Raw genomic sequence first — 26,173 nt, forward strand, 5'->3', positions numbered from 1 at the left:
CTATCTGCAACCTCAAAGCTGTGCTTTGAGCAACCTGCGACTAGCTTCCTAGTTTGCTCTTTGATTTTCATTGAGTATTAATTCTCCCTTTCCAACTCATACAAATCTGCGATAATCGCTGCGACACGTTTGATATCTTCCAGCATACCTCGCATTTCAAAGTCAGCCAAGACAGGGAAACCAAAGCGTTGGCTGTATTGCTTAGCTGTCAGGCAGTATTGGTTATTAAAGTTACGATTTCCTGAGCCAACCACGCCAAAACACTTACTAGCATTGTCACCATAGGCGATAAAATCCCCCACTGGTGTCGTCAAAATCTCAACATCTCCATTATCCACGCCATTCCCACCTTCTAGGTAGGTCGGCAAAAAAGCGACATAGGGATGGTCCATTTCATAAAAATCTTGGCCTTCTTTGACCAAATCCTTGATATGAATCTTTTGAACCTCAATTCCCTCGTACTGGGACAAGAGATAGTCTTTCAAGCGCGTCACAAAACTCTCAGTATTGCCACTCAGACTAATATAAACTAAAGAAATTGTCTTCATATGTACCTCCATGATTTTATTTTTTATCGAAAAAGAACTACCAAGATTGTATCTTGATAGTTCTTTTTTGTCAATACTTAAGCAAGATCTTCTGTTTCCGCTTCTTCTGCCAAGGCTTTTTGTTGACGCCATATCTTGTAGAAGACAAGGGCTAGGAAGAGAACATTGATGACAATAGAGAGAATGCTAACGGCTTGTGAAATAACACTTATCCCTAAACGCATGGTCTCATCGTGAACTAACTGCACAGCGTCCTGTAAACTAACATAGCCATAAATCGAACCAATAATGGCTAGCAAAACATAGCCGACATAAGTATAGTTTGCATATTGCAAATTCTTACGAATAAGGAATACAATCGCTACTACCACTAAAATAGCAGATAGCACAATCAAGGCCATATTAAAAATAGAATGAGTTGATTCTGCTACTCTATAGGTGTAATTGATGTTGTCTTCTAATTGCTGGGCACTAAGTCCCGCAACCTGTTTCTGAGCGGCAGCGGCACGAAGGGCTTCTTTGCTAGGCAAGGGACTCAACATTCCAAACAGAGACGTAGCTGAAATAAGGGCAGACAAGATTAGCAAGACCCATAGATAAATTGGTTTCTTTTTCATGATAGAACCTCCTGATGTTATTATTGATATTATAGCACTTTTTGTAAAGGGATACAAATTTTATAGTATCGTTTCTACCTGTTTTCGGTAGACTTTTGGTGATTTTCCGCACAATTTTCGGAACACTTTATAGAAATATCCAACATTACTGTAGCCAACCGCATAACAAATATCTTCTATACTGTCACTAGTCGAAAGCAAGAGCTGCTGGGCAGCCTTAATGCGTTGTTTATTGAGCAATTCAGCAAAGGTCGAATTGGTTTCTCGCTTAATCAACTGACCCAGATAGACAGGATTGATAAAAAGATCCTTACTAATATCCTTGAGAGAAAGTTCTTTCTGATAATCACGCCCAATGACTTCCAGCACACTGACCACATTTTCATTCATACGGTATTGACCGAAAAAGCTGATCAGAGTTTCCTTGATATAAGAAACCAATTCATCGAAGGATTGAATAGCATGAATCGTTTTGACAATGTCCGTCATATCATCAGCTTTGAGGTGTTCAAATAAATGAAAGACATCCATGACAAACTGGATAAAAAGCTGTTTGGTAATCGGAACACGAGGTGTATTTTCAAGAACCACCTTCTCCAAGAGGTTTAACTCTTCCACGATTTGATTGAGATTCCCCTGAATGATAACCCTATAAATCGGTTCGTAATAGGCAAAGAGACTCTGAGACTGTTGTAGATTTACAGAACCGTAAAAGAGGGCTTTCTCAGCATTCAGCTTCCAGCGTTCAAAGTGTTCTTGATAGGGAGCTTCAAAAGGTGTAACAACTAACCCATCTAGAGGTTGGTCAGAAATGAAAATCTGCCAGTCTTGACCCAATACATAGTAGGGAATGGTGAAGGAACCTTGTTTTTCCTTGGATAGACCTATCCACCAATTCTCCTTATCCCCTAAATAACTAACAAATCCAGCCTCGTCTAAATCTTGACTGAGGGTCTGACTTTTCTTCCCTCTCTCGCCGAGCTGACCTGCAATCTTCTCCAGCAGAATTCCTAACTCTACCTTATCAACAGGCTTAACCAGATAGTCCACCACACTAAGATTCATAGCTCTTTTTACATAATCAAACTCCTGATAACCTGAGAGCAGGATATAGGCGGCATCTGGTAAGATCTCTTTCATTTCCCGAATCATATCAAGCCCTGTTTTGTCGGGCATATTGACATCGGAAATGACCACATCGACAGGATTTTCCTGAACATATTCTAGGGCTTCATCGGCATGACTGGCTGTTGCGACGACCTCCATATCCCACTTATCAAAGGGAATCAAACGTTTCAGACCTTCTGTCACCATGTACTCATCATCTACTAATAATACTTTATACATTTTCTCCCTTTCTACTCATCTTGAATTGTAATACGATACTGAACACCTGCTTGCTCTGCAGAATCTATAGTAATAGCATAGCGGTCCCCAAAATAGAGCACAAAACGCTCATGGACATTGACAATCCCGATAGATTGCTTTTGATCACTGTAACTGGCTTGGTGTTCAAAATGTCTCTGACTTAATTTTTCTCGAATACTTGTCAGTTTTTCAACCGACATTCCACGGCCATTATCGACCACCAAAATTTCTACAAAACCATCCTGTTTAAGCGCTTTGATGCTAATCACATTATCTGTCCGTCTGTGGTCAACACCATGCGCGAAATAATTTTCTACCAGCGGTTGCAAGGTAAACTTGGGAATCTTCATATTCTCTAACTCTGGATCTATCTTGAAACCATAGGCAATGGACTTGGGATAGCGAACCATGCAGAGATAGCTGTATTTACGGCAAAATTCTAATTCCTGTTTGAGAAGAGTTTCTCTTTCGTCGGAAATATTGTTACGCAAGAGACTACTGAATTCATAAATGATATCTGCCAACTCATCTTGACTTTGCATAACTGCATACATGCGCAAGAATTCCAGCGTATTATACATGAAATGAGGATTGATTTGCGCCTGTAGGGCTCGCATATTGGCATCTTTTTGACTAAGCTCTAGCTGATAAATATCATGGATATTCTTTTCCAATCGATCCAACATATCATTGGTCGTCTCCGCGATTAAGAGCAATTCCTGATCCTTTTCAAGTGTGTCAATGCGAAGACCTTCCTCACCTTGAGCAATAGCTTGAATGGAATCTACCAAATCCACTACCTGCTTTTGATAGTTGGCAAAGGTCTGCCTCAAAGTCAGATAGAGAATGACAATAAAGAGAAGGCTCAAACCCACAATCAAAGCAGAGCTAGTCACTGTTCCTTGTAAAACAAAATTTTTGGGAACTGCCACCTGAACCTGATAGCCATGAGAGGTCACACCAACAAACCAGTTTTCATGCTCCCTATTGACCCTCTCACCAATATGAAAAATCTCCGTATCAAAAGGCGATGTCACAGTCACAGCCATCGGGATATGACCTCGGGTATTGTCCACAGCATGGTATAAGATTTCTGGATCCAAGGAGATATAAACAACCCCTATCGATTGATCCGTCGCTGGGTCTAAAATAGGCACTCCAAAACTATTGGCCTCTGGTTTAAAGCCTTCCGCAAGTACCGTATGACCACCTCTCTCATTTCTGCTCGAAACATAAACTTCTTTAAAGTCCTGCAAGACGATTGCAACACCCGTTATATAGTCATTCTGAACATACAGGTCATCAATATTTTCATACAGAGAAATAGAAGTTGACGAAGCTGCTTGATGCTCCAACAGCCAATAAAAATACTCAGATGTTGATAGACTAAAGTACTTATAAACCCCTTGTATCCTGTCTTGATTGGCTACTAAATCTTGCGCTAGCTGGGCTGACTCGCGATAATAATATTCCACCTCTTCGACTGTTCGAGTAGTTACACGCTGGGCTACTCTTTGAGCTTCCTTTTCCCGTGAATCCCAGTCAGCGTAAGAAAGTAAGATTGCAAAACTCGCAATAATAATGATCATAACTGAACTGTAGGTTCGCAGAAGCGTATGTAGCCAAAACTGCTTCATTCTATTTTGTCGCCAATTTTTCATGGATGCTTTCATAGATCGGTTCCAACATATCACTGATAAAGAAATGCCACATCCCAATTCCTACAAAGAAAAGTAGGGCAGGCATATAATAACCAATTGCTACAAGTAGCACAGTCCCAAGGATAACCTTGGCTACAGCTGCTAGGCTCATAAAGATGCCAATCAAGGATAGTTTGAGACTATTTCGATAGGACAAGTCAAAATAAACTTGTAGTTTCAAAGATACTGTATAAGCCAAAAAGATCAGGGCAACTACTAGAACATTCAAAAAGGTCGCAATCAAATGAATAATAGTCTGATGAGGCAATTGCACCAAGAGATACAGGCCATAGACCAAAACTAAATCCACACCTAGAAAACTATAAAAAATCAGGTTGCTTGAGACAAAATTTTGCTTATAAAGAGACCACGCCTCCTTCAAACTGTATTCCCGAAAGCTATAACCATGTTCTGCATACAAGCTCATCAAGGTGGCACTAGCCGGCGCTAGACCAAGGATAATCCCTCCCACCAAGGTTAATAGCCAAAAGAAGGCTGTCGCAATCATCCCTAAAAAGAAACGATTAAAGACAAAGTCTAAAAATCTCCCCATGATATCCTCCTAAAAATAACTATGAAACTATTATATCATATTTCAAGCGTTTTCAAAAAATTCTAGTGCCCATTTACAATCCCATCAAACCGTGGTACAATGAGAATTGTGAAAAAATTATCAGGAGACAATTCATGAAGAAATCTATCTTAACTACACTGCTCTTTGCAGTTCTTTACTTCCTCTGCATGGGGATTGGTGTCCTTTTGGGCAATCTCCTTGACCAAACTGGAAACATGTTTTATGCGCCTGCCTTTACTGCCCTTGTCGGCGGTAGCGCCTATATGATTCTAATCGCAAAAGTTCCGCGTTTTGGAGCCATTACCACTATCGGCCTTGTTATTGCCCTCTTTTTCTTGGGAACTAAACACGGTGCCGGCGCCTTTCTTCCTGGAATTATCTGTGGCCTCCTAGCAGATGCAGTAGCTAGCCTCGGAAAATACAAGGACCAAACAAAGAATTTCCTTTCTTTCCTTATTTTTGCCTTTAGTTCAACAGGTCCAATCTTGCTTATGTGGATTGCGCCCAAAGCCTATATGGCTACCCTTCTGGCAAGAGGAAAATCCCAAGAATATATCGACCGTATCATGGTTGCGCCAAATCCTGGAACCATCCTTCTATTTGTCGCAAGTGTTGTCATCGGAGCCCTAGTGGGTGCCTTGATTGGACAAGCCTTGAGTAAAAAATTTGCTCAGAAAATCTAGTCAATAAAAAAGAGCCAGGCGGCTCTTTTTTATTTATGACTCAATTTCTTGGTCAAGAAGTCTCCCAAGAATTGGATCGCAAAGATAATCAAGATGATAATGATGGTTGCCAAGATAGTCACATCGTGATTGTAGCGGTTAAATCCATAAGCGATGGCTACGTTACCGATACCACCAGCACCAACCGCACCAGCCATAGCTGTTTCCCCAACAAGAGAAATCAGGGTTACAGTTGTCACACGAATCAAATCTGGAAGACCTTCTGATAGGTAAACACCCACGATGTCCCAGAAAGTCGCTCCGCTCGCTTGAGCCGCCTCAATGACACCACCGTCTAACTCAGCCAAGACCACCTGCACCTGACGGGCAAAGAAGGCAAAGACTGCAAATGAAAGTGGCACAAGAGCTGCATTTGGCCCGATGCTCGTCTTGACAATCAAGTGAGAGAGTGGCGACATGATTGCCAAGAGGATGATGAAAGGAACCGCACGGAAAATAGAGGTAATCTTGTCTAAAATCCAAAAAACAACTTTATTTTCCAAGACACCACCTGGCGCTGTCAAGACAAGGAAGAGACCTGCCACTAGACCCAAGAACCCTCCGATGATGAAGGAAAGAACTGTCATATAAAGAGTTAGATAGATGGCTGTTCCCCAGCCTGCTTGACCAGCCCAGCCCATTTTATAGACATTTGGCAAATAGGTTTGAATCAATGATTCCATCTTACTGTCCTCCCTTCAATACTTTTAGCTGTACGCCTGCTTGACGAATGGCTTCTTGGGCACCTGCTAGCGCTGCTTTTTCACCTGACAAGACCACCACCAATTCTCCAACAGGAGTGCCGTCGAGGATTTCGATATTTCCATAAAGGATATTAGCCGTTACTTGGTAACGCTTGTACAATTCATTCAAAAGTGGCTCATCTGTTGAAGCTCCAGCGTACTTGAGTTGCACCAAGAGACTGTTTTCAGACAAGTGTTCCACGATTTCTTGCTTCTCGATCTTGACCATTGCTTCATCAATGCCTGTAGCTGTTGAGATAAAGTCCTGGGTCAAAGGTTGTTTAGGGTCTGAGAAGATTTCAAGGACACTGCCCTCTTCAATCAAATGCCCATCCTGCATAACTGCCACACGGTTGGCAATGTCTTTGACAATCTGCATTTCATGCGTAATCAAGACAACAGTCAAGCCTAATTTTTGGTTCAAATCTTGCAACAAGGCCAAAATCTGCTTAGTTGTCTTAGGATCAAGGGCAGAAGTTGACTCGTCTGAAATCAAGATTTTTGGATCATTTGCCAAGGCACGCGCAATGGCCACACGCTGTTTTTGCCCTCCAGATAGTTGTGAAGGGTAGTTTTCAGCACGGTCTGCCAAGCCAACCAAGTCCAACAACTTGGCTACTTTAGCCTTCTTTTCTTCCTTGCTGAGCCCAGAGTGTTTAAGGGCAAAGGCTACATTCTCCTCTGCAGTCTTCTGGCTCATCAGGTTAAAATGCTGGAAAATCATTCCGATATCTTGACGTTTACGACGCAACTGTTCGGCCGTCAATGTCACCCTGCCATCAAAAATCACATCGTCGTCAATGGTAATTTTCCCTGCAGATGGCTTTTGCAAGAGGTTAATTACCCGTACAAGGGTTGATTTCCCTGCTCCAGAATATCCAACGATTCCGTAGATATCCCCTTCTTGGATGTGAATAGTCACATCCTTGACCGCTGTGATGGTTCTCTTCTTTTGATGAAAAGTCACATCGATCTGATCTAACTTGATAATATCTCTACTCATAGCTTCTAATCAGCTCCTCTACTAATTCAATATGGGTGTAGTAATCGGCGATTCGCACATTTTCATCTCCACCGTGGTCTCGGCTATTGGCATTTCCTAGACCGAAGGCCACCATTGGCACCTCTAGGGCATCAAAGACCGTATGCATAGGCCCTGTCCCCGCTGTAGTCGGCAAGACTGAAACGCCCTGTGGATAGAATTTCTTGGCCAACTCGATCACATTGAGAATGGCTGGTGCGCTCATATCGCTTCGATAGCTCATCTCTCCCAATGTATAGTATAATTCTACCTTATCAAAGCCATTTTTGTCTAGCTGTTTCCGAATTTTTTCCAGAACATCATGCGGTTCTAGACCAGGAACCAAACGAACCTCTAGCTTAGCACTGGCTTCTGCTGGCAAAATCGTTTTGACTCCTTGTCCTTGATAACCTGACTGAATCCCTTCGATATTGAGAGCAGGCTCGAAAAAGAAACGTTTTAGAAAGGCTGCGCGGTCCTCTTGTAAGAGAGGCAATTCCAAACCATAAATCTGGCTGATTTCCTCTGGATTTCGTTGGGCGTAAGTGTCCACCAAGGCCAATTCACGTTCATTTGGCTCTTGTACCTCTTCGTACAAGCCTTCAACCAAGATATGGCCATCTGCAGCACGAAGAGACTGTAGGGCTTGAAGGAGGTACCAAGGAGCTGATTCCACAACCCCACCATAACTAGAGTGGATATCGACATCAGCGCTTTTCACCTTGGCATCAAAGGTCACAATCCCCTTATTTCCACCAGAAATTTCTAGCTGTTCCAAGGCATTTTTGGTCCCTTGTTCCCAGACCAACAAATCTGCACCACGGAGTTTATCTGCATGTTTTTCCAGATACTTATCCAGGTCTGTCGAAGCCGATTCCTCCGCTCCCTCCATGATAAAACTGATATTGACAGGCAGATCATCATGGTGCTGCATGTATTTTCTCAAAGCACTCAAACGAGCCGTAATATGACCCTTGTCATCGTCAACCCCACGCCCATACATGAAGCCATTGCGCACCGAAAGCGTAAAGGGATCCTCTGTCCACACCTGATCCCCGTCCGCTGGCACAGTGTCATAGTGGTTATAGAAAATCAGGGTCTTGGCATCTGGACGCGAACTCTTGAAATGTGCCATGACAAAAGGCGCCGTATAAGTCTCATCAATCTCCACTTCAGCCCCCACACGCTTGAAAATCTCACCCAGATAATTTGCGACTTCCTTAAGTCCGACCTGCTGGGCAAAGACTGATTTCTTAGAAATCAAGGTACGCAAAACTTCAAAATAATGCTGGGCCACATGATCCTTTTCAAATTTTTCAATTTGTTCTTGTTCGCTAGGAAAAACCATATTCTCTCTACCTTTCTATGAACTACTCTTCCTGACAATCCATGCTCTATACAAAATCAAGAGGTGGAATTTTCTCTCCCACCTCCCTGTTTCTTATTACCAAACTGGTTGATCCAAACCGTCTGATGTTTCTTCGATAACTTTTTTCACTTCATCTGTGTGGTAAGCTGCGATTACTTTCTTGATAGCATCAGCCTTAGGTGATGTTTCCCAATCTTTTTTCGCAACGATGATGTTATACCATTGTTTTGAGTTTTCATCAGCTTGTTCTTTGAAAAGAGCTTTCTTGTAGTCCAATTTTGCTTCTGTAACGAAGGTATTGTTTACAACAGCAGCGTCAACTGATGACAATGAACGAGCTGTTTGGCTAGCGTCCAATTCAGTGATTTTCAAGTTCTTTGGATTTTCTTTGATGTTAGCAACTGTTGCAAGAGCAGTTCCTGAAACGTCCAACTTAATCAAGCCAGCTGATTGAAGCAAGTAAAGCGCACGGCTTTCGTTTGTAGCGTCATTCGGTACAGCGATTTCTCCGTTTGCTGGGATGTCTTCTACTTTAGTGTACTTGTTGTCACTTCCATTCAAACCTGAGTAAAGGCGAATTGGAGAGATGTAAGTATCTGCAATCGCTACAAGATCTTTCCCATTTTCTTTGTTCCAGTTGTTCAAGAAGTTATAGTGTTGGAAAGCGTTCAAGTCCACTTCGCCATCAGCAGTTGCCTTGTTTGGTTGTGAGTAGTCTGTGAACTCTGTAAATTCCAAAGTGATTCCGTCTTTTTTAACCAATTCTTGGATTTTGTCCCAACGTTTTTCTTCAGAACCGCTACGGTTAACAGTTGCGATTTTGATAGTTGTTGCATTGTCTGCTTTCTTTTCTGAGTTTCCGCAAGCTACAAGAGCCAAACCTGCGACTGTAGCAAGGGCTGCTACACCAAGCCATTTTTTGATTTTCATGATTCTTTCTCCTTAAAAATAATACCGTAATAGTATCTCATACTTTATTTGATTTAGCAAATTGTTTTAAGATAGGCAGGCATATAGTTTAAAACTATATCCCTAAAAACTGAGAAATCACCCACCTTATGCAGAATGGATGATTTCACAAAATTATTTAATATCAGCTTCTGCTGGTAGGTAATTATCTCCAAAGAATTGTTTAGACAATTTTTCAAGTGTTCCATCTTTGTAGAGTTCTTTGATGCGTTTGTCTACAAATGATTTCAACTCATCTTGACCTTGAGCAAGAAGTGGGTAAACGTAAGGTTGTTGGTCGCTTGGAAGTTCGATAACTTTCAAGTTGTCCAAACCTTGGTTCTTGATAACTGTTTCAACACCAATTTTATCAAAAATCTTGTAGTCAAACTGGCCATCGCTCAAACGTACCATGATTTGTTGGAAGTCTGCCTTAGTATAGTTAAGGATAGTTGGGTTGTCCGTGTGTTCAGCGTTGTATGCTTCTAACTGCTTAGCTGATGTAGTAGCTTGAACGACTTCCGTCGATTTTCCACCGATATCAGCGAGAGACTTGATGCTAGAGTCGTCTTTCTTCACTACAAGGACATTAGGGTTTTGGGCAATTGGTGCGGCATAAAGGTATTTCTCCGCACGATCTTTAGTGTAGCTAAGATTGTTGACAGCCATATTGTAACGATCAGCGTCAAGACCTGCAAAGACACCTGACCATTCTGTCTTCTCAAACTTGACATCATACTTATCAGAGTCTTTAAAGATAGCACGAACCACTTCAATCTCATAACCAGTCAATTCGCCATTTTCTTCATAGATAAATGGCTTTGGTGATCCATTGGTTGCAACGATAATTTCTTTCTTGCTAGCTGCTTCTCCTTCTTTCTTAGCACCACCTGAGCAAGCTGCTAGAATACCTGCAGCAACAAGCCCTAAGGCAGCAAGAGATGAGTATTTAACGATTTTTTTCATGTCATTTCCTCCAAAATAGAATACCTTATAATCTTAACAGAAAAAGAGCATTTACGCCATTATATGATATCTATCTCTGTGATAAGTTTTCTTTATGGCTGATTTAAAAGACCAAACGCAAGACGGCAATCAAGATTACTCCGAAGAGAACCGTTCCGACTAGATTGCGGTAGCGAAAGGCTACCCAAGCTGTTGGAAAGATTGCTAAGAAGTCCAGCCATTTGATTTGAGGAAGACTACCGACCTTACCTGTCACTACGCTTGAAAGAATCAAGGCAAAGATAATAGAGATGGGCAAGAACTTCAAAAAACGCTCAACGATTGCAGGCAGGCCCTTATACTTGACCAAGATGAAGGGAATCATACGGGGAATCCAAGTCACCAAGCCAGAGAAAATAACTGCTAATAAAAGATACTTACTGACCATCTAAGACCACCCCCATTGTACAACCTAGCAAGGTCGAAAACAGAACAGCTAGTGACTGAGACACCACTGTCAAGAGCAAAAAGAAGGACACCGCAACAACTGCTAGGATAATGAGCAGATTGCGGACAGGAATCCGTCTTTGCATAATCTGGAATTGCGAAGCAAAAATTCCGATGAACATCCCAACCAGGGCAAAATCCAAACCAAAGATTTCTGGATTTGGCAGCAGACCACCCAGAGCCGTTCCGACAACTGTTCCCACAAACCAAGCCACATAGCTGTTGAGATTGTTTCCGTGCATCCACATAGGATTGACCTTGTCTGTATGAGCTAACTCGCCCATCAAAACGCCATAAGTCTCATCCGTCAAGAGACTAGACATACCGATATTTTGCCAGAGACTGGTATGACGGAAATAAGTCGACGCATGCAAGCTCAGCAAAAAGAGACGCAAATTGATTAGAAAAACCGTCATGGCAATGGCCGCCACAGGTGCTTTAACCGCAATCAAGGCTAACATGGCAAACTGGGCGCTCCCAGCATAAACAAAGAGGCTCATCAAGCCCATCTCAACAGGTGTCACATAAGGCGCACCAATAATCCCACAGGCCAGTCCGATACTGACATAACCAAGGGCCGTTGGCATGGCTGCCTGCGCCCCCTCCCAAAATCCTTTTTCTTTCATCTTTCTCCTCATATTGTCTTAATAGGTGGGCTGAACAAGCTCCAGCCACAGCATGGACTATTATAACACATTCAGGAAAGAGAAAAAAGTCTGCTGATTTTGACCATCATAAAAAGACTGGCAATCCAGTCTCAAACATATATTATAGAAATTCTCCGCTAGATACTTTCACGGATATTCAGGAGCATGAAAAAGGCAACTAGAAGAAATAGCAATAAAACAAAGCTAACTGCCAGAGTTCCAAAGCTAGTAGCAATGGTTACCAAAGCTATTGTAAATAAGCTAGGTAAAACAACCGTAATAGCACCGATAGAGGATTGAACTGCTCCCATTGACTCCTCAGGTATTTGTTTAAAAATGAGTTCCTGTAATCTAGGAGAGAGGACACCTGCGAAAAAGGCATCCAAGGCACTAAAGATGAGAATCCAGTCAAAACGAACTGTGGCAAATCCTACTAGAAGAAGCAACTGGATGACAAGTGAGGCATAGAGAGCTGTTTTTATAGAAATCGTATTTTTCAAATAGCCACTCACAAGACTTCCGACAATAAGGGCTGCTAATTCAAGAGTGGATAACAAGGCAAGAGATTGACCTGTTTGTAAATTCAAAAAGGGCTGATTCCTCAAAAACAGGGTAGAAACAGGAACTGTAACATTTATCACTGCTTGACTAATAGAAATAATAAACAAAACCAAGAGCACCTGATTCATATTCCATATCAATTTCGATGATTGGAGCAAATGCTGGCAAAAGGATTTTACAGAGAGTCCTTCTTGATAGCTAATCGTTTTTTCTACTTTCAAGAGATCATTTTTTATGAAGAGGATACCTAAAAATGCGATTAAAAAGGTAAGAGCGTTCAGTAAGGAAATAAACTGGATAGATAGAATACCTAGTAAGACTCCTCCTAGAATATTACTGATTGTTTTTACTAAGCTAACAGTTGACTGTTTAAATCCAATAGCTTCTGCCAGATGGTCTTGCCCAATAATTCTAATGAAAATCGGAGTCAGCATGGCGCCTGAAAAATAACTCAATGTGTCAGACAGGAGGTTGATCAGACAAATAAATGCTACTAATAGCAAGGAAAAGGACTGCCCTGAGAGGGACAAGGACACTATAGAGTAAAGCAAAAATTTTGTAAAACTAATGACTATGTATTTCAAGACACGATGATGTTGAAAATCCGCCAAAACTCCCAGAAAGATTTGTAGAACTTGGGGAAGGGTTTCTGAAATCGTGATAAGTAAAATCGCCAAAGGGGCAAAAGACGCATCTGCCACATAATTCAAAAAGGCCAGATAAAAAATCGTATCCCCAACCGTTGAAATCCACTGGTTGATGGTTAATTGTCTAAAATCTCTATTTTGAAGAAATACTTTCATCACAACTCCTTTTTAAATTCAAATGGGAATCTTTCCCCAAGGATAGACCGCGATACTACTAACAACCAAAATTACAGTAGCATCAAAATCTGACCAATGCCATTGTAAACTATATGCAGCCCAATAGGCCAATAAATAGACTTTGTCACTCTAAACAAGACAGCAAATATGAGTCCGCCACCCATATAGAAGACAAAGTCTGTCAATACCCAACCATGATTACTAATATGCAATATTCCAAACAAAGCAGCAGAACCAAGTACATCCAGTCCCCATTTCTTCCCTTTTTCCAGAGCAGTCATCACTAATCCACGATAAATCATGTCTTCAAAAATGGGACCTGCAATCACAGGATAAAAAAAATACATCAAAAATGCCGTAGCTCCTGTAAAAGTAGGAGCAGCATGTTGATAAGAAATTTCATTTCGAGTAGGTGGGAAAAGAAAAAAGGTGACGAAATTCCAAACAACAAAAGCAAGCAGAGCTAGGAAGGAATAGAAAAGATAGGATCTTTTAAACTTTCTACTGTTGATTTTCTGCCATTTACCTGACCAAATCATAGCAATAAGTGCAAATAGAACCACAAGAAAGTGCGACATCATATCTGATAAATAATAGCCAAAGTTAGATAGGCCAATAACAAGATCGCTGCGTAAAACTATACTACTGAACTTCTGATCAGCAATAACTAGTAGAAAAACTATAATAAAGTAATATATTGAGGTTATCTTTTTCATTCTATTTTCTCCTATACTATGAAATAAGGATAGTATAACACGGAAATCACCACATTTTAGTAAATCGCATATTTGATATTTTTTCTTATAGAAATTTCACATTTGCGATTTTGGTAGATTTGATTATTTCCCTGGTATAATAAAGTTATTACTAATGAGGAGGGAAGTAATATGAAGAAACAAGTTTTAACATTATTGACGATCGTTGCTGATATTATTATCTTTTTCCCATTTCTAACTAATCGATAAGCTCTTTGTATTGCTGCAAACGCAATTCAAAAAGGGCTGTCAATTGTGGATTTTCTAATACTTGCAGAGATTGGATAAAGTGTTCAATCTCTTTTTGATTGCTTCCTTTGGTTTGAAGAAAAATCTGCATTTTCTTTAAAAACTGCCACAATACTTTTTCAAAAACATCGTATGGACGGAGCATGCGCTCCAGCTCAGCTTCAAAGATTGGAATATAAGAAAATAGCTTGCGCTCCATAAGTTCTGAGATGATATTAAGATAACCACTTTTCATATACCATCGATTGTGTACTAACTCTTTAAATTCCTTGGATTTTTCGAGTAAGGAGGTTGATAAAAAGATCAGATCTTGATTGCTCAAGAAGGGCATAGTATTGCAAAAAAGATAGAGTTCAAACCAGGTCCAAGACTCAATAGCGTAGAGGTAGGTAGTCAAAAACTCGCTATCCTCCTCTGCTAGCGAATAGCTTTTATCTAAGGAATGGAGTGCGTTTTTAATTACAATAGCATTCAAACGACGATAGGTCTCCGCCATCTGTTCTTGCTTGACCTCCTCTAATAGTTGCTCTAAACCAGCTATATCTTGGTGGGCAAAGCGATCCACAACCTTTCTACCAATCTGCATATGTAGGGATTCTTGATAATTGTTTAGCTTATGACCAAACTCATCAAAATTCATATTGATCCCTTGGATGGCTAGGATCAACTTGTCCGCAGATAGCATAGACTGCCCTAGTTCAAACTTGGACAACTGAGAAGCTGTTAGTCCCTCACAGGCCACATCTGACTGCTTGAGTTTTCTCGCCAAGCGCAATTCCTTGTAAAATTCCCCCAATTCCATTCTCTCAATCATCTGACCACCTCCTAGATTTTGCATATTATATCATTATTTTTATGGTTTTGTCAAAATATTCTGACATTTAAGAGAGCAAAAAAGCCAGCCTTAAGCTGACTCCTTATTCCATCGTATCAAAAGCGAGACTTGGCTTGGCATTGAGGTCCAAATTTGCAAAGTTTTCTTTGTTCCACTCGCTGACGCTGGCATAGGCAATCATTCCTGCATTGTCTCCGCAGAGGCGTAGAGGTGGAATGATGACCTTGACGTCAGTGATTTCAGTTGCTAGGCGTTCTCTGAGACCTTTATTGGCTGCCACACCACCTGCCACGACAAGGGTTTTAACAGGGTATTTCTCCAAAGCCTTCTTGGTTTTTGCCATAAGAATATCCAAGACAGCTGCTTGGAAGGAAGCACACAAATCCTCTGTGGACAAGCTTTCTCCCTTTTGCTCGGCATTGTGATGAAGATTGATAAAGGCCGATTTCAAACCTGAGAATGAAAACTCCAGATTATCTTCCTTAATCATGGCACGAGGGAAATCATAAATATCCTGTCCCTGATGAGCTAGCTCGTCAATCTCACGACCAGCAGGATAGGTCAAGTCCATGACACGACCGACCTTATCATAAGCCTCACCAACCGCGTCATCTCGCGTTTCTCCAACAATCTTGTAATCTCCTGCCTCAGAAACATAGACCAACTCTGTGTGCCCACCACTTACTAAAAGTGCTAGCAAGGGAAACTCCAAAGGCTCCACGCTCTGAGCTGCCATGAGGTGACCAGCCATGTGGTTAACAGGAATCAGCGGAAGTCCATGTGCCCAAGCAAAGGCCTTAGCAGCTGACAAGCCAACTAGCAAGGCTCCGACCAAGCCTGGTCCATAGGTAACAGCCACAGCTGTCACGTCCTCTTCGGTAATCCCTGCTTCTGCCAGAGCCTCCTCGATACAGGCTGTAATGACCTCGACATGGTGACGACTGGCTACTTCAGGCACTACGCCCCCAAAACGTTTGTGACTCTCAATTTGACTAGCAATGACATTGGATAAGAGCTCATCGTCGTTTTTCAGTACGGCAACACTGGTCTCATCACAGGATGTCTCAAATGCTAAAATATATCTATCCTTCATCTATTTCTCTCTTCATGATGATGGCGTCCTCGACCGGGTCATGGTAGTAGGCCTTTCGCTCAGCGATGACTGCCATCTTTTCTTTCTTGTAAAATGCTTGCGCTCGGTGATTTGACTTTCTGACTTCGAGGAAAATCTCCTTATCTGTCGGCAATTGAGAAAACAAGGCTGACGCAATTCCCTGACCCTGATAGGCTCCTTTAACAGCGATTTGCAAGACTTCTGCCTCAAAAAGATTCTCCTGAACAGCTAGAAAGCCAATCACTTCTGCCCCATCATAAGCCAGAACATACCAAGTCTGGTCTTGAGCTAGGTCTGCTTGGATTTGCTCCAGCGTCCAAGGACTGACTGGGTAAACAGCTGCCATAACAGCGTAGATGGCTTGAGCTAGGTCAGGCTGTTGTTGGATTCGTTTGATTTCTATCATAGGCGTTTAATGTAAGACTCGCCAGATTCAGTGTGATTCTTGAGCCAGTTTTCCTCAGCCTCGACACGCTTGAGGTAGTTCGGCACAAAATCATGCAAGGAGTCTGCTTCCTTGTCCCAGGCCCAGAGAGCTAGATTAGCTGCATTTGGCAAGGTTTCTTTGAAATTAGTCCTTGGCAAGTGTTCTTGAATCTGCTCCACAAAGGGGGCAACTTCTCCGACAAAGGTTACCTGACTAGCCCCCTTGATTAACTCAATCACTCGCTCAAAAGGCAGGTGTGCTTCTGGCATGACAGATTTAGCATTTTCATAAAATCCTGCGTAAACATTGTTGCGACGCGCATCCATCAAAGGAACGAACAAGCCTTCTTGTTGGTAGGGCACCAGAGCCAAGAGGCTCGACATACCAACTAACTCAATGTTCAGGGTATGAGCCAAAGTCTTGGCAGTTGCTACCGCAATTCGCAAGCCTGTGTAGCTACCTGGCCCTTCCGCCACCACGATTCGGTCCAAATCCTTGGGCGTCCAGTCCAAACTTTCCATCAAAAAATCGATGGCAGGCATGAGGGTAATACTGTGATTTTTCTTAATATTAATCGTCGTCTCGGCAAGAACCTGCTTGTCCTCTAAAATCGCGAGAGAAAGAGCCTTGCTGGACGTATCAAAAGCTAATACTTTCATAACACATTCCTATCTTTTTGTCTGCTTACTATTATACTACAAAAGCTGGCACATGGAAATTTTCTTTACCCCCAAACAAAAATGCCTATACTTAGCCCAAAAACAATTCGCAAATAAAATTCAAAAAAATCTTCACTTTTCCTTTTCTTTTCCGAATATAAAAGTGAACAAGAAAAAAGGAGGAAAGTTCAATGACAAATTTTGACGTTCTTGACAATCAATTTTTATCCCTATCTGAAAATGAATTATCAGATATTGATGGCGGTCTCGCTCCCTTGGTTATCTTTGGAGTAGCAGTATCTTGGAAAGCTATTGCAGGTGGAACAGCACTTGTAGGTTCTGGTTTGGCAGCTGGTTATTTTTTAGGAGGAGATTAATATGATGAAAGATTTGAACAACTATCATGAAATTACTAATAAGGAATTGCAAGAAATCAAGGGTGGTTTTGGTGTAGGTGTTGGTATCGCTTTATTTATGGCAGGTTATACCATTGGGAAAGATCTCCGTAAAAAGTTTGGTAAGTCATGCTAGATAAAAGACACATTTTTAGAAGGATAAATTTTATTATCTTTATCTCTTACAGTTTGCTAAGCATTCTCAATGATTTAAACATTACTACTATCCCTTTACCAATTGATCTATCTGTTTGTATTGTTTTATTTTTATGCTTCAACTCTATTTTTGAACATAAGAAGAATCGTTAATATAAAAATAAGAGTAAATTCTGAAAGCAAACATTTATTCCGTTGTCATGTCATTTTAGAAAAATGCAAAGACCACCTCATCTTGATAGATGGGGTGGAATTTTCGTGTCGTAAATCTACTATCTCTATATCCCCAAACAAAAATGCCCCAACATAAGCAGGGCATCTAAGCATTTAATCCAAAGTAAAATACAAACCAAACGACATAGGTTACGAGGAGGAGAAAAAGCGAGTAGAGAGTCACAAAGGTAATTTTCCACAAGAACTTGGTTTGTCGGCGTTCGAGTTTGGCAAATAGAAGATTCCCTCCATAAACACAAGCAACAAAAACGATAAAAGCTACCAAGCGAGCTCCGATAGCAAAAGCAAATAAGTTATACATAGGGCAACCTCCTTGACTTAAAATCTATATGGAATTATGACAAGCGATAAATTTCACTTCCATTATCAAAATAGCACATTTTCTTTGTTTTTGCAAGCGCTTACTAAAGAAATCGTCCCCTGACTTTCTCGTTTCTGTCTTTTACTAATTTTTCATTTTGTGGTATAATTGAAATAATTGTAACGAATCAAGGTCAATCTAGACACAAAATGGAATGAAATCAAGCAAATATCTGCTAAAAGTTTGGAATAAGCTGACCTGTAATATAGAAAGGAACTATATGATTTACAAAGTTTTTTATCAAGAAACAAAAGAACGTAGCCCACGCCGTGAAACAACACGCGCACTTTACCTAGACATCGATGCCAGCTCAGAACTTGAGGGTCGCATCGCTGCTCGCCAACTTGTCGAAGAAAATCGCCCAGAGTACAATATCGAGTATATCGAACTCTTGTCTGACAAATTGCTAGATTACGAAAAAGAAACTGGCGCCTTCGAAATCACGGAGTTCTAATATGGCCTATACTCTTAAACCTGAAGAAGTTGGCGTTTTTGCCATCGGTGGTCTGGGAGAAATCGGGAAAAACACATACGGAATTGAATACCAAGACGAGATTATCATCGTCGATGCTGGGATTAAATTCCCAGAAGATGACTTGTTAGGTATCGACTATGTTATCCCTGACTACTCTTACATCGTGGACAATATCGACCGCGTCAAGGCTGTTTTGATTACACACGGACACGAGGACCACATTGGTGGGATTCCTTTCCTGCTCAAGCAAGCAAATGTCCCTATCTATGCTGGACCGCTTGCCTTGGCTTTGATCCGTGGAAAACTCGAAGAACACGGCCTCTTGCGCAACGCCAAACTTTACGAAATCAACCACAACACTGAGTTGACCTTTAAAAATCTCAAGGCAACTTTCTTTAGAACGACTCACTCTATTCCAGAGCCTTTGGGGATTGTCATTCATACTCCTCAAGGGAAAATTGTCTGTACGGGTGACTTCAAGTTTGACTTAACACCAGTTGGTGAACCAGCAGATTTGCACCGTATGGCTGCGCTTGGTGAAGAAGGCGTGCTCTGTCTCCTGTCTGACTCAACAAATGCAGAAGTGCCAACCTTTACCAACTCTGAAAAAGTCGTTGGCCAGTCCATCATGAAGATTATCCAAGGCATCGAAGGACGTATCATCTTTGCATCCTTTGCCTCAAATATCTTCCGTCTCCAGCAAGCAACAGAAGCCGCTGTTAAGACTGGACGTAAGATTGCAGTCTTTGGTCGTTCGATGGAAAAGGCCATTGTCAACGGAATTGAGCTTGGTTACATAAAAGCTCCTAAGGGAACCTTTATCGAGCCAAATGAAATCAAAGATTACCCTGCAGGCGAGGTTCTGATCCTCTGTACAGGTAGTCAGGGCGAGCCGATGGCAGCCCTCTCTCGTATCGCCAACGGAACCCACCGTCAGGTGCAACTCCAACCAGGTGATACCGTTATCTTCTCTTCAAGTCCAATCCCTGGAAACACGACTAGCGTCAACAAGCTGATTAACATCATTTCTGAAGCTGGTGTCGAAGTTATCCACGGTAAAGTGAACAATATCCATACATCTGGACACGGTGGTCAGCAAGAGCAAAAACTTATGCTCCGCTTGATTAAGCCAAAATACTTCATGCCTGTCCACGGTGAATACCGCATGCAGAAAGTCCATGCTGGACTAGCGGTGGATACTGGTGTCGAGAAGGACAATATCTTTATCATGAGCAATGGTGATGTGCTTGCCCTTACTGCTGAATCAGCTCGTATCGCAGGCCATTTCAATGCCCAAGACATCTATGTCGATGGAAATCGTATCGGTGAAATCGGTGCTGCTGTCCTCAAAGACCGTCGTGATTTATCTGAAGACGGTGTCGTTCTAGCAGTCGCAACTGTTGACTTCAAGTCGCAGATGATTCTGTCTGGTCCAGATATCCTCAGCCGAGGCTTTGTCTACATGAGAGAGTCTGGTGATTTGATTCGCCAAAGCCAGCGCATCCTCTTCAATGCCATTCGTATCGCACTGAAAAACAAGGACGCCAGCGTGCAATCTGTCAATGGTGCTATTGTCAACGCTATTCGCCCCTTCCTTTATGAAAATACAGAACGTGAACCGATTATTATCCCGATGATCCTCACACCAGATGAAGAATAAATCATAAAACAGCCCCGATTTTTCGGAGCTGTTTTTCTCTATACTTTCTTTTGAGATTGAAACTCAATAAAAATCGAAATCAGACTAGAAGGCTAGGCGAAAGCATAACTTGAGTTAGGTGAGCCGAAGCCGACGACGTATTATTTTGATTTTTGAAGAGTTTTAGAAATACTACGATTTTTACCTTCCAAATACACCATCAAAATAGAAATATCTGCTGGGTTTACTCCCGAAATACGGCTGGCTTGGCCGATGGTTTCTGGATTGATGAGTTTGAACTTCTGACGGGCTTCTGTCGCGATAGAATCAATGTCATCCCAATCAATATTGACTGGAATGCGTTTTTCTTCCATGCGTTTCATCTTGGCAACCTGATCCATAGCTTTGGAAATATAGCCTTCGTACTTGATTTCTGTTTCAATCAATTCGATAATCTTATCATCCAAATTCTCAGCAGCTGGCCCGATGAAGGCTACCACATCTTGGTAAGACACTTCTGGACGGCGAAGGAATTCCTTGGCTGTCACTGCATCGGTCAACGGCTTGAAGCCCATCTCCTCAACCTTGGCATTGGTTTCCTTGACTGGTTTGAGTTTGATGCTATCTAGGCGCTTCATCTCATTATCAAATTGATTTTTCTTGATTTCAAAGCGAGCCCAGCGTTCATCATCCACAAGCCCAATCTCACGCCCCATCTCTGTCAAACGCATATCAGCATTGTCATGGCGGAGAATGAGGCGATATTCAGCACGACTGGTCAAAAGGCGATAAGGCTCAATCGTTCCCTTGGTCACCAAGTCATCAATCATCACCCCAATATAACCGTCACTGCGCTTCAAAATAAACTCAGGCTTGCCTTGGACTTTCAAAGCCGCATTGATCCCAGCGATAATCCCTTGGCCAGCAGCTTCTTCGTAACCTGACGTTCCATTTGTCTGACCAGCAGTGAAAAGACCTGAGATTTTCTTGGTTTCCAGAGTCGCACGCAACTGGTGAGGCAAGACCATGTCATACTCAATGGCATAACCTGTTCGCATCATTTCAGCATTTTCCAAACCTTTAATGGAATGAACCAAGTCACGCTGGACATCCTCAGGCAGACTGGTTGAAAGTCCTTGAACATAGACTTCCTCTGTATTGCGTCCCTCTGGCTCAAGGAAGAGCTGGTGGCGTTCCTTGTCCGCAAAGCGCACAATCTTGTCCTCAATTGATGGACAGTAACGAGGCCCTACTCCCTTGACCACACCTGTAAACATAGGCGCACGGTGGAGGTTATTTTGGATAATCTCATGACTGGTACCATTGGTGTAGGTCAACCAGCATGGCACCTGATCCTTGACATAATCCTCATCACGTGAAGTATAAGAGAAGTGATTAGGTGCTTCATCTCCTGGCTGAATCTCTGTCACGTCGTAGTTGATAGAAGAAGCCTTGACACGTGGAGGGGTTCCTGTCTTGAAACGACCGATTTCGAGGCCCAGTTCCTTGAGATTGTCAGCAAGGTTAATAGAAGCTAGGCTGTGGTTTGGTCCTGATGAGTACTTGAGATCTCCGATGATGATTTCCCCACGGAGAGCAGTCCCTGTCGTCACAATAACGGCCTTTGCAGCATATTCTTGATGGGTCGCTGTACGAACACCGACAACCTTGCCATCTTCCACCAAAATCTCATCAATCATGGTCTGACGAAGGGTCAGATTTTCTTGATTTTCAACCGTCTTGCGCATTTCCTTGGAGTAAAGCTCCTTGTCAGCCTGCGCACGAAGGGCACGGACAGCTGGCCCCTTCCCTGTGTTAAGCATCTTCATCTGGATGTAAGTCTTATCAATGGTTTTGGCCATCTCGCCACCGAGGGCATCAACTTCACGCACAACGATCCCCTTGGCAGAACCACCGATAGAGGGGTTACAAGGCATGAAAGCCAGCATTTCAATGTTAATGGTCGCAAGCAAGACCTTACAGCCCATACGGCTAGCAGCTAAGGATGCTTCCACCCCCGCGTGTCCCGCACCAATTACAATAATATCGTATTCTTCAGTAAAATTATAAGTCATTTCTTAACCTTTCAAAAATTTCTCGCAAATAAGGAACTAACTTCTCCTCCTCTAGAGCTTGATCCATAGTAACCCATTTAAAGTGTGTATGCTCTTCAGGATCTAATCTGATAATCGGCTTCTCCCCAATCCACTCTGCTTTATAAACTAAGCGAGTAAAGACCGTATCCTTAGAGGTATCCAGTTGACTATCTTCGTGAAGAAGTTTGAGCGAACTGCTATCTAGCCTAACTCCCGCTTCTTCAATGCATTCTCTAAGAGCACCATCTCGCGGAAGTTCACCCTTTTCCACCCCGCCACCAGGAATATCCCAGTAAGTTGGATAAACGTTGGGTTCTCCTCTTTTAATTTCCGAACGCTGAATGAGCAAATAATCACCACCACTATGAACAAGTACATGGGCAATAAGCTTAACCATCCTTTTCTCTCCTATTCCTCAAGATGAATGTGTCTTAGTTGGCCGCCCCAATCTGGTAGGGCTGTTTTTAGAAAGGCTGGAACTAGATTGATACCCTTAAGCTTGTCTAAGTCAATCCACTCACAGGGCTGCCTTTTCTCATCTTCCTGCATGGTCAATGGGGCATCTTCCAGCAAGTCCACCAGATAATGAAACTCGATATTGTGATAGGAAACACCGTCCTGTTCAAAACGATTTTCAACAACAAAAGCTAGCTGGCCAGCTTGAGCTTTGACACCCAGTTCTTCCCTCACTTCACGGACTACCGCGTCTTCCGTGCTTTCATTGACTTGAATCGCACCACCAATTGTGTAATACTTGCCCTTATCTTTGGTGACTAGAAGCTTGCGATTTTGAAGAATCAAAGCTGTCGCCCGAACACCAAAAACCGTATTGTCTACTTTTGTCCGAAAGTCTTGTTGAGTCATTTTTATCCTTTCCTCTAAACGACACAAAAACAGTCAAAACTCCAAAGAAGTGCAGGACAAAAAAGCCTGCAACATCCATGAGCTTTGACCATCATTTCTATTGCTCTTATTATTGTAGCAAATTGAGAAAATTTGTCAATCTAAATGTACTGACAAACTTGTCCATCTCGATAAGCATTGTCAATCAAACCGCCACCTAGACACTCTTCGCCGTCGTAAAAGACAACTGCCTGTCCTGGTGTGATAGCGCGTTGCGGTTCCGCAAAGATGACCTCTGCCTTGTCTCCTTTGACATGGACGGTCACCTTAGAATCAGGCTGACGGTAGCGGAATTTAGCCGTACATTCCAGCGTAAATTCCTCTGGCATGTCACGAGTAAAGTGGACCTGACTGGCCTCTAGGCTTGTTGACATGAGCGAGTCATGGTAGAAACCTTGGCCGACATAGAGGATATTCTTGCTTAGGTCTTTTCCGACAACGAACCAAGGGGCATTGTCACCGCCGTGTTGGCCACCAATACCGAGACCGCCACGCTGACCAATTGTATAATACATAAGGCCTGCATGCTCACCCATATCGCGACCATCCACAGTCATCATGCGACCAGGCTGAGCTGGCAGATAGTTGCTGAGAAAGTTTTTAAAGTTCTTTTCTCCGATAAAACAAATCCCTGTCGAGTCTTTCTTCTTGGCAGTCGCAAGGCCTGCTTCTTCTGCGAGTCTGCGAACTTCAGGTTTTTCCAAATGTCCCAGTGGAAACATGGTTTTTTGAAGTTGTTCTTGCGAAAGTTGGCTGAGGAAATAGGTTTGGTCCTTGCCATTGTCCACGCCACGAAGCATGTGAACAGTGCCATCCTCATCACGCGCCACTCGGGCATAGTGCCCAGTCGCTACATAGTCTGCCCCCAAGGTCATGGCATAGTCCAAAAAGGCCTTAAACTTGATTTCCTTGTTGCACATAACGTCTGGATTTGGCGTGCGTCCTGCACGGTATTCCGCTAGGAAATACTCAAAAACGCGGTCCCAGTACTCTTTTTCAAAATTGACAGAGTAGTAAGGAATGCCAATCTGGTCTGCCACCGCAGCCACATCCTTGTAATCTTCGGTCGCCGTACAGACGCCGTTTTCATCTGTGTCGTCCCAGTTCTTCATGAAGATACCGATCACATCGTAGCCCTGCTCCTTGAGCAAAAGAGCCGTCACCGACGAATCAACACCACCACTCATCCCCACGACAACACGTGTTTTAGAGTTATCACTCATGGTAAGTCTCCCATCTATTCGTTTATTCACGATTGAAGGTCGTGTGTGCTTTAACGATTGAAGGTCGCTTGAGCAGTATTCATTATAACATGCTTGGTTGGAGAAGACAAGAAAGAGGCTGTCAATCGACCAACCTCTTATTCTGAACCTATCAATCTATCACTTTCTAGCTTCATTCGCTTTCTTAGCAACTGCAATTTGGTATTTCACTTGGTCAAACCCTGTACCTCCCAAGGAATTTCGTCTTTGAACAGCAGTTTTAGGTTGCAAGTAGACATAGATATCCTCGGCAATGAGGGAATGATAGGTTCGTAATTCCTCCAAAGTCCAATCTTGAATATTTTTAGCAGACTTGATAGAGTCTAGCACTAATCTTCCCACAACCTCATGAGCTTCTCTAAATGGCAAGCCTTTCCCTGCCAAATAATCTGCCAACTCAGTTGCATTTGAAAAGTCCTTCTCTGTCGATTCCTGCATTTTTTCCTTGTTTACCTGCAAGCTAAATAACATACCTGCCAATACATCGAGGGAATTTAAAATCGTTTCGACCGTGTCAAACATTCCTTCCTTATCTTCTTGCAAATCCTTATTATAAGCTAAAGGCAAGGACTTCATGACTGTCAATAGTCCAAACAGATTCCCATAAACTCTACCAGTCTTTCCTCGAATCAACTCAGCCATATCTGGATTTTTCTTTTGGGGCATAATAGAGGAACCTGTTGTAAATGTATCTGACAAGGTAATGAATTGATACTCAAAACTACACCAATTGATCATTTCTTCACAAAAACGGCTCATATGCATCATGAGTATGCTGGCATTGGATAGAAATTCTAAGATAAAATCGCGGTCACTAACAGCATCCAAAGAATTTGTATAAGGTTGCTTAAACTCCAGCAAATCGCTAGATAATTGGCGATCAATGGGGAAAGTCGTTCCTGCCAAAGCTGCCGCACCTAGAGGGCATAGGTCTGTATGCTGCTGGTTAAATTCAAAACGTTCACTGTCTCTTTGAAACATATTGTAGTAAGCCATCAGATGGTGGGCAAAACTAATAGGTTGGGCATGTTGCAGATGGGTATAGCCTGGCATGATCGTCTCCACATGATTTTCCGCCAAGTCTAATAAAACACCCTTGAGATGAGCCAATTTATCTAGGACATGGCCTAGTTGCTCCTTGAGATATAAGTGCATATCTGTTGCAACTTGGTCATTTCGAGAACGAGCCGTATGTAGCTTTCCTGCAAGGGGACCAATTTTTTCTGTCAGTAATACTTCCATATTCATATGAATATCTTCGTTTGCGATATCAAAGTCAAGTTGACCCGCCTCTAGCTCTTCTAAAAGCTCTTTCAAGCCTGCTTGAATCTTTTCTGACTCCTCCAAACTCAAAATGCCCGTCTGGCCCAACATCTGAACGTGGGCTAAGGAACCAATCACATCAAATTTAGCTAATTTCTGGTCAAAAGATATACTCGCACCAAAGCGCTCTACCCAGTCTTCGACAGTCCCTTCAAAGCGACCACCCCATAATTTTGTATTCTTAGCCATATCACAT

Annotated in this window: 29 protein-coding genes; 5 read left to right on the top strand and 24 right to left on the bottom strand. The window is 42.3% G+C overall.

Translation table 11 applies throughout. From position 1 onward, the window contains the following. Positions 1-77: 77 nt before the first annotated feature. From nrdI to N8M20_RS01175, 5 genes are all read right to left on the bottom strand, one after another. Positions 78-548 (bottom strand): class Ib ribonucleoside-diphosphate reductase assembly flavoprotein NrdI, encoded by a 471-nt coding sequence (gene nrdI, locus N8M20_RS01155; RefSeq protein ID WP_000849610.1) that lies wholly within the window; start codon positions 546-548, stop codon positions 78-80. Positions 549-625: 77 nt separating this feature from the next. Beyond that, positions 626-1,165, bottom strand: a complete 540-nt coding sequence (locus N8M20_RS01160; RefSeq protein ID WP_261078766.1) for an ABC transporter permease — start codon at positions 1,163-1,165, stop codon at positions 626-628. A 60-nt stretch (positions 1,166-1,225) separates the two neighbouring features. After that, on the bottom strand, positions 1,226-2,512 hold the full coding sequence (locus tag N8M20_RS01165; RefSeq protein ID WP_261078767.1) for a response regulator transcription factor: 1,287 nt from the start codon (positions 2,510-2,512) through the stop codon (positions 1,226-1,228). 11 nt (positions 2,513-2,523) lie between these two features. Next, the gene (locus N8M20_RS01170; RefSeq protein ID WP_314726161.1) at positions 2,524-4,194 is read right to left on the bottom strand and encodes a sensor histidine kinase; all 1,671 of its coding nucleotides are present in this window, start codon (positions 4,192-4,194) and stop codon (positions 2,524-2,526) included. Next, entirely contained in the window at positions 4,172-4,786 is a 615-nt protein-coding gene (locus N8M20_RS01175) for a YesL family protein (RefSeq protein WP_261078768.1), read from the bottom strand. The genes N8M20_RS01170 and N8M20_RS01175 overlap by 23 nt, the downstream gene beginning before the upstream one ends. Before the next feature lie 134 nt (positions 4,787-4,920). On the opposite strand from N8M20_RS01175, the gene N8M20_RS01180 reads away from it, so the two are divergent. After that, positions 4,921-5,490, top strand: coding sequence for an MptD family putative ECF transporter S component (locus N8M20_RS01180; RefSeq protein ID WP_261078769.1), 570 nt, complete (start codon positions 4,921-4,923; stop codon positions 5,488-5,490). Between the two features lie 29 nt (positions 5,491-5,519). Here N8M20_RS01180 and N8M20_RS01185 read toward each other — a convergent pair whose 3' ends face one another. The 13 genes from N8M20_RS01185 to tsaB form a co-directional block, all read right to left on the bottom strand. Then, positions 5,520-6,212 carry a methionine ABC transporter permease gene (locus tag N8M20_RS01185; RefSeq protein ID WP_138336971.1) on the bottom strand — a complete coding sequence of 231 codons (693 nt, stop codon included), beginning with the start codon at positions 6,210-6,212 and terminating at the stop codon, positions 5,520-5,522. A gap of 1 nt (position 6,213) precedes the next feature. Continuing rightward, positions 6,214-7,275, bottom strand: coding sequence for a methionine ABC transporter ATP-binding protein (locus N8M20_RS01190; protein WP_060805925.1), 1,062 nt, complete (start codon positions 7,273-7,275; stop codon positions 6,214-6,216). Further along, on the bottom strand, positions 7,268-8,641 hold the full coding sequence (locus N8M20_RS01195) for a M20 family metallopeptidase (RefSeq protein WP_261078770.1): 1,374 nt from the start codon (positions 8,639-8,641) through the stop codon (positions 7,268-7,270). Before N8M20_RS01195 ends, N8M20_RS01190 begins: the two co-directional genes overlap by 8 nt. Positions 8,642-8,737: 96 nt before the next feature. After that, entirely contained in the window at positions 8,738-9,592 is an 855-nt protein-coding gene (locus N8M20_RS01200) for a MetQ/NlpA family ABC transporter substrate-binding protein (protein ID WP_150922713.1), read from the bottom strand. A 153-nt stretch (positions 9,593-9,745) separates the two neighbouring features. Then, positions 9,746-10,576 (bottom strand): amino acid ABC transporter substrate-binding protein, encoded by an 831-nt coding sequence (locus tag N8M20_RS01205; protein WP_261078771.1) that lies wholly within the window; start codon positions 10,574-10,576, stop codon positions 9,746-9,748. Positions 10,577-10,679: 103 nt separating this feature from the next. Further along, on the bottom strand, positions 10,680-11,003 hold the full coding sequence (locus N8M20_RS01210; RefSeq protein ID WP_261078772.1) for an AzlD domain-containing protein: 324 nt from the start codon (positions 11,001-11,003) through the stop codon (positions 10,680-10,682). Continuing rightward, complete coding sequence (locus N8M20_RS01215) at positions 10,993-11,688, bottom strand: AzlC family ABC transporter permease (RefSeq protein WP_261078773.1); 696 nt, start codon at positions 11,686-11,688, stop codon at positions 10,993-10,995. The genes N8M20_RS01210 and N8M20_RS01215 overlap by 11 nt, the downstream gene beginning before the upstream one ends. Positions 11,689-11,846: 158 nt before the next feature. Beyond that, positions 11,847-13,073, bottom strand: a complete 1,227-nt coding sequence (locus N8M20_RS01220; protein ID WP_261078774.1) for an MFS transporter — start codon at positions 13,071-13,073, stop codon at positions 11,847-11,849. 71 nt (positions 13,074-13,144) lie between these two features. Continuing rightward, positions 13,145-13,810: a CPBP family intramembrane glutamic endopeptidase gene (locus tag N8M20_RS01225; protein ID WP_261078775.1), complete on the bottom strand. Its 666-nt coding sequence runs from the start codon at positions 13,808-13,810 to the stop codon at positions 13,145-13,147. A gap of 238 nt (positions 13,811-14,048) precedes the next feature. After that, a complete protein-coding gene (locus N8M20_RS01230; protein ID WP_261078776.1) occupies positions 14,049-14,912 on the bottom strand; it encodes an XRE/MutR family transcriptional regulator in 864 nt (287 codons plus the stop codon). Positions 14,913-15,015: 103 nt separating this feature from the next. Further along, positions 15,016-16,026: a tRNA (adenosine(37)-N6)-threonylcarbamoyltransferase complex transferase subunit TsaD gene (tsaD, locus tag N8M20_RS01235; RefSeq protein ID WP_261078778.1), complete on the bottom strand. Its 1,011-nt coding sequence runs from the start codon at positions 16,024-16,026 to the stop codon at positions 15,016-15,018. Then, positions 16,016-16,453: a ribosomal protein S18-alanine N-acetyltransferase gene (gene rimI / locus N8M20_RS01240; protein ID WP_261078780.1), complete on the bottom strand. Its 438-nt coding sequence runs from the start codon at positions 16,451-16,453 to the stop codon at positions 16,016-16,018. The genes tsaD and rimI overlap by 11 nt, the downstream gene beginning before the upstream one ends. Further along, positions 16,450-17,133 carry a tRNA (adenosine(37)-N6)-threonylcarbamoyltransferase complex dimerization subunit type 1 TsaB gene (gene tsaB / locus N8M20_RS01245; protein WP_261078782.1) on the bottom strand — a complete coding sequence of 228 codons (684 nt, stop codon included), beginning with the start codon at positions 17,131-17,133 and terminating at the stop codon, positions 16,450-16,452. Before tsaB ends, rimI begins: the two co-directional genes overlap by 4 nt. Positions 17,134-17,324: 191 nt before the next feature. Here tsaB and cibA point away from each other — a divergent pair, with 191 nt between their 5' ends. Further along, entirely contained in the window at positions 17,325-17,510 is a 186-nt protein-coding gene (cibA, locus tag N8M20_RS01250; RefSeq protein ID WP_000180843.1) for a fratricide two-peptide bacteriocin subunit CibA, read from the top strand. Position 17,511: 1 nt separating this feature from the next. Further along, on the top strand, positions 17,512-17,664 hold the full coding sequence (gene cibB / locus N8M20_RS01255; protein ID WP_261078784.1) for a fratricide two-peptide bacteriocin subunit CibB: 153 nt from the start codon (positions 17,512-17,514) through the stop codon (positions 17,662-17,664). Between the two features lie 339 nt (positions 17,665-18,003). Here the strand turns inward: cibB and N8M20_RS01260 are convergent, their stop codons facing one another. Beyond that, positions 18,004-18,219, bottom strand: coding sequence for a hypothetical protein (locus tag N8M20_RS01260; protein WP_023935522.1), 216 nt, complete (start codon positions 18,217-18,219; stop codon positions 18,004-18,006). 280 nt (positions 18,220-18,499) lie between these two features. On the opposite strand from N8M20_RS01260, the gene N8M20_RS01265 reads away from it, so the two are divergent. Continuing rightward, complete coding sequence (locus tag N8M20_RS01265) at positions 18,500-18,733, top strand: DNA-dependent RNA polymerase subunit epsilon (protein WP_000639572.1); 234 nt, start codon at positions 18,500-18,502, stop codon at positions 18,731-18,733. 1 nt (position 18,734) lies between these two features. Continuing rightward, on the top strand, positions 18,735-20,414 hold the full coding sequence (rnjA, locus tag N8M20_RS01270) for a ribonuclease J1 (RefSeq protein WP_261078786.1): 1,680 nt from the start codon (positions 18,735-18,737) through the stop codon (positions 20,412-20,414). A 140-nt stretch (positions 20,415-20,554) separates the two neighbouring features. Here the strand turns inward: rnjA and mnmG are convergent, their stop codons facing one another. The 5 genes from mnmG to argH form a co-directional block, all read right to left on the bottom strand. Continuing rightward, entirely contained in the window at positions 20,555-22,468 is a 1,914-nt protein-coding gene (gene mnmG / locus N8M20_RS01275; protein ID WP_261078788.1) for a tRNA uridine-5-carboxymethylaminomethyl(34) synthesis enzyme MnmG, read from the bottom strand. After that, complete coding sequence (locus N8M20_RS01280) at positions 22,458-22,886, bottom strand: NUDIX hydrolase (protein WP_261078789.1); 429 nt, start codon at positions 22,884-22,886, stop codon at positions 22,458-22,460. The genes mnmG and N8M20_RS01280 overlap by 11 nt, the downstream gene beginning before the upstream one ends. Before the next feature lie 11 nt (positions 22,887-22,897). After that, on the bottom strand, positions 22,898-23,353 hold the full coding sequence (locus tag N8M20_RS01285; RefSeq protein ID WP_261078790.1) for an NUDIX hydrolase: 456 nt from the start codon (positions 23,351-23,353) through the stop codon (positions 22,898-22,900). Positions 23,354-23,493: 140 nt separating this feature from the next. Then, positions 23,494-24,615 (bottom strand): tRNA 2-thiouridine(34) synthase MnmA, encoded by a 1,122-nt coding sequence (mnmA, locus tag N8M20_RS01290; protein WP_001282953.1) that lies wholly within the window; start codon positions 24,613-24,615, stop codon positions 23,494-23,496. Between the two features lie 159 nt (positions 24,616-24,774). Then, positions 24,775-26,166 carry an argininosuccinate lyase gene (argH, locus tag N8M20_RS01295; protein ID WP_261078791.1) on the bottom strand — a complete coding sequence of 464 codons (1,392 nt, stop codon included), beginning with the start codon at positions 26,164-26,166 and terminating at the stop codon, positions 24,775-24,777. Positions 26,167-26,173 lie beyond the last annotated feature (7 nt).

The sequence above is a fragment of the Streptococcus mitis genome (assembly GCF_946190275.1).
Classification (GTDB): Bacteria; Bacillota; Bacilli; order Lactobacillales; family Streptococcaceae; genus Streptococcus; species Streptococcus mitis_DC.

What these genes read in the sequence shown, in the direction of transcription:
- nrdI (WP_000849610.1), bottom strand. Translation starts at nt 548, where the DNA reads ATGAAGACAATTTCTTTAGTTTATATTAGTCTGAGTGGCAATACTGAG.
- N8M20_RS01160 (WP_261078766.1), bottom strand. Translation starts at nt 1,165, where the DNA reads ATGAAAAAGAAACCAATTTATCTATGGGTCTTGCTAATCTTGTCTGCC.
- N8M20_RS01225 (WP_261078775.1), bottom strand. Translation starts at nt 13,810, where the DNA reads ATGAAAAAGATAACCTCAATATATTACTTTATTATAGTTTTTCTACTA.
- cibB (WP_261078784.1), top strand. Translation starts at nt 17,512, where the DNA reads ATGATGAAAGATTTGAACAACTATCATGAAATTACTAATAAGGAATTG.
- N8M20_RS01190 (WP_060805925.1), bottom strand. Translation starts at nt 7,275, where the DNA reads ATGAGTAGAGATATTATCAAGTTAGATCAGATCGATGTGACTTTTCAT.
- N8M20_RS01195 (WP_261078770.1), bottom strand. Translation starts at nt 8,641, where the DNA reads ATGGTTTTTCCTAGCGAACAAGAACAAATTGAAAAATTTGAAAAGGAT.
- N8M20_RS01180 (WP_261078769.1), top strand. Translation starts at nt 4,921, where the DNA reads ATGAAGAAATCTATCTTAACTACACTGCTCTTTGCAGTTCTTTACTTC.
- rimI (WP_261078780.1), bottom strand. Translation starts at nt 16,453, where the DNA reads ATGATAGAAATCAAACGAATCCAACAACAGCCTGACCTAGCTCAAGCC.
- argH (WP_261078791.1), bottom strand. Translation starts at nt 26,166, where the DNA reads ATGGCTAAGAATACAAAATTATGGGGTGGTCGCTTTGAAGGGACTGTC.
- N8M20_RS01205 (WP_261078771.1), bottom strand. Translation starts at nt 10,576, where the DNA reads ATGAAAAAAATCGTTAAATACTCATCTCTTGCTGCCTTAGGGCTTGTT.
- N8M20_RS01230 (WP_261078776.1), bottom strand. Translation starts at nt 14,912, where the DNA reads ATGATTGAGAGAATGGAATTGGGGGAATTTTACAAGGAATTGCGCTTG.
- tsaB (WP_261078782.1), bottom strand. Translation starts at nt 17,133, where the DNA reads ATGAAAGTATTAGCTTTTGATACGTCCAGCAAGGCTCTTTCTCTCGCG.
- tsaD (WP_261078778.1), bottom strand. Translation starts at nt 16,026, where the DNA reads ATGAAGGATAGATATATTTTAGCATTTGAGACATCCTGTGATGAGACC.
- N8M20_RS01210 (WP_261078772.1), bottom strand. Translation starts at nt 11,003, where the DNA reads ATGGTCAGTAAGTATCTTTTATTAGCAGTTATTTTCTCTGGCTTGGTG.
- N8M20_RS01265 (WP_000639572.1), top strand. Translation starts at nt 18,500, where the DNA reads ATGATTTACAAAGTTTTTTATCAAGAAACAAAAGAACGTAGCCCACGC.
- mnmG (WP_261078788.1), bottom strand. Translation starts at nt 22,468, where the DNA reads ATGACTTATAATTTTACTGAAGAATACGATATTATTGTAATTGGTGCG.
- N8M20_RS01200 (WP_150922713.1), bottom strand. Translation starts at nt 9,592, where the DNA reads ATGAAAATCAAAAAATGGCTTGGTGTAGCAGCCCTTGCTACAGTCGCA.
- N8M20_RS01185 (WP_138336971.1), bottom strand. Translation starts at nt 6,212, where the DNA reads ATGGAATCATTGATTCAAACCTATTTGCCAAATGTCTATAAAATGGGC.
- N8M20_RS01280 (WP_261078789.1), bottom strand. Translation starts at nt 22,886, where the DNA reads ATGGTTAAGCTTATTGCCCATGTACTTGTTCATAGTGGTGGTGATTAT.
- mnmA (WP_001282953.1), bottom strand. Translation starts at nt 24,615, where the DNA reads ATGAGTGATAACTCTAAAACACGTGTTGTCGTGGGGATGAGTGGTGGT.
- rnjA (WP_261078786.1), top strand. Translation starts at nt 18,735, where the DNA reads ATGGCCTATACTCTTAAACCTGAAGAAGTTGGCGTTTTTGCCATCGGT.
- cibA (WP_000180843.1), top strand. Translation starts at nt 17,325, where the DNA reads ATGACAAATTTTGACGTTCTTGACAATCAATTTTTATCCCTATCTGAA.
- N8M20_RS01170 (WP_314726161.1), bottom strand. Translation starts at nt 4,194, where the DNA reads ATGAAAAATTGGCGACAAAATAGAATGAAGCAGTTTTGGCTACATACG.
- N8M20_RS01215 (WP_261078773.1), bottom strand. Translation starts at nt 11,688, where the DNA reads ATGAAAGAAAAAGGATTTTGGGAGGGGGCGCAGGCAGCCATGCCAACG.
- N8M20_RS01220 (WP_261078774.1), bottom strand. Translation starts at nt 13,073, where the DNA reads ATGAAAGTATTTCTTCAAAATAGAGATTTTAGACAATTAACCATCAAC.
- N8M20_RS01260 (WP_023935522.1), bottom strand. Translation starts at nt 18,219, where the DNA reads ATGTATAACTTATTTGCTTTTGCTATCGGAGCTCGCTTGGTAGCTTTT.
- N8M20_RS01165 (WP_261078767.1), bottom strand. Translation starts at nt 2,512, where the DNA reads ATGTATAAAGTATTATTAGTAGATGATGAGTACATGGTGACAGAAGGT.
- N8M20_RS01285 (WP_261078790.1), bottom strand. Translation starts at nt 23,353, where the DNA reads ATGACTCAACAAGACTTTCGGACAAAAGTAGACAATACGGTTTTTGGT.
- N8M20_RS01175 (WP_261078768.1), bottom strand. Translation starts at nt 4,786, where the DNA reads ATGGGGAGATTTTTAGACTTTGTCTTTAATCGTTTCTTTTTAGGGATG.